Consider the following 4,366-nt stretch of genomic DNA (forward strand, 5'->3'; position numbering starts at 1 on the left):
ACAGCGCGAGCACCGTCAGCGGAGCGGCCACGCACAGCCCCGCGCCCAGGATCCGCACCACCCCGTGGCGGGCGAGCGTCCACCACAGCCCCACGGCCGCCAGTGCCAGTCCGGCGAGGCCGAGCAGCGCCCAGAGCACCCCGCGCAGACCGGCGGCGACGAGCGGGACCAGCACGGCGGCCGCGAGGGCGAGCAGCGCCAGACGTGCCCGCGCCGTGCCGCTCCGGACAACGGTCCGCGACACGGCGTGGACCTCAGCTCCCGGACCGGGAACCCGAACGCGACACGCACAGCGCCCAGATGATGAACCCGGAGAAGGCGATCATCACGACGGACCAGACCGGGTAGTACGGCAGGGACAGGAAGTTGGCGATGATGAGGAGACCGGCGATCGTCACGCCGGCGACGCGGGCCCACAGGGTTCCCCGGACCAGGCCCAGGCTGACGAGCACCGCGAGGGCGCCGAGTGCCAGATGGGTCCAGCCCCAGGCGGTGAGGTCGAACTGGAAAACGTAGTCCTGCGTCGTGACGAACACGTCGTCCTCGGCGATGCCCATGATGCCCCGGAGGACGTCGAGCACTCCCACGATCATGAGCGAGACGGCGGCGAAGACGGTCAGGCCACCGGCCAGCTCCCGCTTCGCCGAGGGTGCGTGCGCTCCGTGTGTCGGGTGTGTGGCTGTCATTTACGATGCCTCGATTCGGTGTCGTCCTGCGGTCCTGCGGCTCGCCCTGCGGTCAGCGACCCGCCGACGAGGTGAACGGGCTCGAGTGTTCCGCCGTACCGTGGCCGCTCAGGACCAGCTCCTTCGCCCTGCGGAACTCGTCGTCCGAGATGTCGCCGCGGGCCTTGATCTCGGACAGCCGGGCGAGTTCGTCGACGCTGCTGCGGCGTCCGTCGGAACCCTTGGCGGCCTCACGGACGTAGCTGTCGAACGCCTCCTGCTGGGCGCGCGCCTGTGAGATCTCACGGCGTCCCATGTTCTTGCCGCGGGCGATCACGTACACGAAGACGCCCAGGAAGGGCAGCACGATCGTGAACACCAGCCAGCCGGTCTTGGCCCAGCCGCTCAGGTCGTCGTCACGGAAGATGTCGAGGACGACCCGGAAGAGCAGCATGAACCACATGATCCACAGGAAGAGGACCAGTATGGTCCAGAAGGCGCTCAGCAGCGGATAGTCATACGCGAGGTACGTCGCACCGTTCATCTTCGTCCTCCGTCCCGGGCCTGCGCCCGACATGTCCTTTCCCCCGTGCTCAGCGTCCGCCCGGATACCGTCCGCCGCCTCACCCGGGACGGGTGATCCGGCGGGGACGCCTGCGCGGTGGGATGGACGGCGAGCAGTCGTCGTTCGCGGCGCAGGCGGGAGACAGCGATGGCCGTACCGAGTCCGTTCAGCGCCCCTCCCTCGCCCGCCGAACGGGCCGCGACCGGCAGGAAGGCGCGCGCCCGGGTCCCTCGGTCGGCCCACGGCTCGTTCGAGGCGGCCCGGGACCGTCCGGACCCCGTCGGCGTGATCGAGCGGCAGTCGGCGACCCGGCTGCCCGAACTGGTACCGATCCGCTACGCCCGTATGCTCGAGTCCCCGTTCCGGTTCTACCGGGGAGCGGCGGCCATCATGGCGGCGGACCTCGGTCCGGGCCCGGACACCGGCCTGACCGTGCAGTTGTGCGGTGACGCCCATCTGCTCAACTTCCGGCTGCTGGCCTCGCCGGAACGCCGTCTCGTCTTCGACATCAACGATTTCGACGAGACGCCGGCCGGCCCCTTCGAATGGGACGTCAATCGGCTGGCGGCCAGTTTCGCCATCGCCGGGCGGGCGAACGGTTTCTCCGCCGAGGACCAGAACGGCGCGGTGCGCGCCTGCGGGGAGGCGTACCGCCGGCGCATGCGGGAGTTCGCCGGGATGCGCACCCTCGACATCTGGTACGCGCAGGACGACGCGGACCGGCTGCCGGAACTCATGGCCTCCTCGACGGACCGCGAGGCCCGGCGCCGCTCACCGGATTCGCGCAGGACTACGCGGACCGCAACGAGCGGGACTTCGAGGCGCTGAGGACCGCCGTGCGGTCGGGCAGCGTACGCACCGGGAACCCGCGATCGGGGGCGAGTCTCCGCCGCGACCGGGGACGGGGCCGGCGGTGTGGCCGTGGTCGACGCCGGGACCCTGAACGAGGCCCAAGCGCGGGCGTACGGCTCACCATCACTCCGGCACCTGGCGCATCTCCAGCACCCGCAGGCCCAGGGACTGGCAGCGGGCCAGCAGCCCGTAGAAGTGCGCCTCGTCGACGACGTGCCCGAAGAGCAAGGTCTGACCCGACATCGTCACGTGGTCGAGTTCCGGAAACACCTTGATCAGCGGTTCCGAGAGATGTCCGTCGACACGGATCTCGTAGCGCATGAGCTGCTCCCCGGGTGGCCTGGGACCGGCGGGCCGCGCCCGTACCCCGCCATCGTCCGCCTCCCGGCGGGCGGCCCGGCTCACCCTTGAGAGGTGAGAGAACTCCCGGCGCGCCGTTCCCCGCCCCGGCTCACTGCTTCAGCCAGAGCTTGGCCGAGAGGATCACCATGCCTAGCACGAGGTTCACCACGGCCGACAGGACCATCAGATGCCGGGTGGCACCCGCCTGGCGGGCCGCCGCCACCGACCATCCCACCTGTCCCGTCACGGCGACGGACAGCGCCAGCCACTGGGTTCCCTGCACACCGAGGCCGAGCACCGGGCTGACGGCCACGGCGACCGCGGGCGGCACGGCGGCCTTGACGATGGTCCACTCCTCCCGGCACACCCGCAGGACGACGGCACGGTCCGGGCGTCGCTGCGCCAGCCGGGCGCCGAAGAGCTGCGCGTGCACATGAGCGATCCAGAACACCCCGCCGGTGAGCAACAGCAGCAGCACCAGTTCCGCACGCGGGAACGAGCCGAGCGTGCCCGCACCGACGATCACCGAGGACGCGAGCATGGCCCCGTAGACGCCACCGGTGTAGTCGGTGTGCACCGGATGACCGGCGTTCCGGGGTCCGCGCCGCACGGCAGCGTCTCCGCTGTCGGACATCACGGCTCCCTCCGGCCGGCCCGGTCCGGGCCCGCGCCCCGGGTGCGCTCGGGCGCCGGCCCCGGAAGGCCGGAGGTGACCAGGAAGCTCGCGAGGGTGATGCCGCCGGTGGCGAGGATCGCCGCTTTCAGACCGTCCAGCTGCGCCGACGCGTAGGAGTCCGTCACGGCGTCCACCTCCTCCGGCGGCAGACCGGCACGGGCGGCCGCCGCGCGTACCTGGTCGGTGGGGACGAAGGTGACTCCGGCCTGCAGGGCGACACCGACCTGCTGCCGGGCCTCCTGCGACAGCCTGGCGTCGTCCTCCACCTGCGCGGTGAAGGTGTGCGCCAGGGAGCCGGCGAGCAGCGATCCGATCAGCGCGGTACCGAGGGCGGGGCCCAGGTTCCGCGCCGTGTACTGGAACCCGCCGACCTCGCTGCGTTCCGTCTCCCCCGCGGTGGACTGGACGACGTTGCCGAGCTGCGAGGCGAACAGACCCATGCCCACGCCGAGCAGGGCCATCGCCCCGGCGAACCGGGCGTCGTCGATGACCGGGTCGATGCTGGCCAGCAGCCACACGACGGCCGCCGTCACGGTGAGCAGGGCCAGCCGGACGATCCAGCGGGGTCCGGCCAGGCGTCCCAGCCGGGCCGCCCCCAGCGAGGTCACCAGCATCGTCGCTGACACCGGCAGCAGCCTGCGCCCCGTCTCGAAGGCGTCGGATCCCTGGACCACCTGGAGGTACAGCGGGATGGTGAAGAACAGCCCCAGCAGGATCAGGTTCTGGCTCACCAGCGACATCAGGCCGGATCCCAGCGCGGGCCGGCGCAGCAGGGACAGGTGCACCAGTGGTTCGTCACCGCGCCGGTCCCGGCGGTGCTCCCAGCGGCGGAAGGCCGCGAGGACGGCCACCCCGGCGCCGATGACGAACAGCGTCGGCGCGAAACCGAGGACGGTGAACGGCGGGTTGCGCGGCTGCAGTGCTTCACGGCATCTCCCTTGTCATGGCATCTCCCTCGTCACGGCACCTCACGGCACCTTCCTCGTCACAACAGGCCCAGGTCGCGGGCGCGGCGGACCGCCTCGTTGCGGCGGTTGACCGAGAGCTTCCGGTAGACGCTCTTGAGGTGGGTCTTGACCGTGTTCACCGACAGGTACAGGTCGGCGGCGATCTCGTCGGTGGACATGGCGAGGGCCAGCCGCCGCAGCACGTCGCACTCGCGCCCGCTGAGCTCCTCGACAACGACCGGTGGCGGCGGGTCGTACGGGCGCGGGGGTGGGGCGGTGCCATTCGGTCCGGTACCGGACGGTCCGGTGCCGATCGGTC

At 71.4% G+C, this 4,366-nt stretch carries 6 protein-coding genes and 2 pseudogenes; 1 reads left to right on the plus strand and 7 read right to left on the minus strand.

Going from position 1 to position 4,366, the window contains the following annotated elements; all coding sequences use genetic code 11:
* The 3 genes and pseudogenes from B9S61_RS13930 to B9S61_RS13940 form a co-directional block, all read right to left on the minus strand.
* Window positions 1–244 (minus strand): annotated as a pseudogene (locus B9S61_RS13930) (diacylglycerol kinase); the annotation flags it as partial.
* Window positions 245–254: 10 nt separating this feature from the next.
* Entirely contained in the window at window positions 255–686 is a 432-nt protein-coding gene (locus B9S61_RS13935; RefSeq protein WP_103542539.1) for a hypothetical protein, read from the minus strand.
* A gap of 52 nt (window positions 687–738) precedes the next feature.
* A complete protein-coding gene (locus tag B9S61_RS13940) occupies window positions 739–1,209 on the minus strand; it encodes an SHOCT domain-containing protein (RefSeq protein ID WP_103542540.1) in 471 nt (156 codons plus the stop codon).
* A gap of 168 nt (window positions 1,210–1,377) precedes the next feature.
* Here B9S61_RS13940 and B9S61_RS13945 point away from each other — a divergent pair.
* Window positions 1,378–2,037, plus strand: a pseudogene (locus B9S61_RS13945) (DUF2252 family protein); the annotation flags it as partial.
* Between the two features lie 168 nt (window positions 2,038–2,205).
* On the opposite strand, the gene B9S61_RS13950 reads toward B9S61_RS13945, so the two are convergent.
* From B9S61_RS13950 to B9S61_RS13965, 4 genes are all read right to left on the minus strand, one after another.
* A complete protein-coding gene (locus tag B9S61_RS13950; protein WP_103542541.1) occupies window positions 2,206–2,403 on the minus strand; it encodes a hypothetical protein in 198 nt (65 codons plus the stop codon).
* Window positions 2,404–2,533: 130 nt separating this feature from the next.
* On the minus strand, window positions 2,534–3,058 hold the full coding sequence (locus B9S61_RS13955; RefSeq protein ID WP_258039652.1) for a hypothetical protein: 525 nt from the start codon (window positions 3,056–3,058) through the stop codon (window positions 2,534–2,536).
* Window positions 3,058–3,951, minus strand: a complete 894-nt coding sequence (locus B9S61_RS13960) for an MFS transporter (RefSeq protein WP_374936209.1) — start codon at window positions 3,949–3,951, stop codon at window positions 3,058–3,060. Before B9S61_RS13960 ends, B9S61_RS13955 begins: the two co-directional genes overlap by 1 nt.
* A gap of 134 nt (window positions 3,952–4,085) precedes the next feature.
* Window positions 4,086–4,366, minus strand: a 281-nt coding sequence (locus B9S61_RS13965; protein ID WP_146064836.1) for a response regulator transcription factor, incomplete at its 5' end; no start/stop codon positions are given.

The organism is Streptomyces sp. SM1, assembly GCF_002910825.1.
Lineage (GTDB): Bacteria > Actinomycetota > Actinomycetes > Streptomycetales > Streptomycetaceae > Streptomyces > Streptomyces okerensis.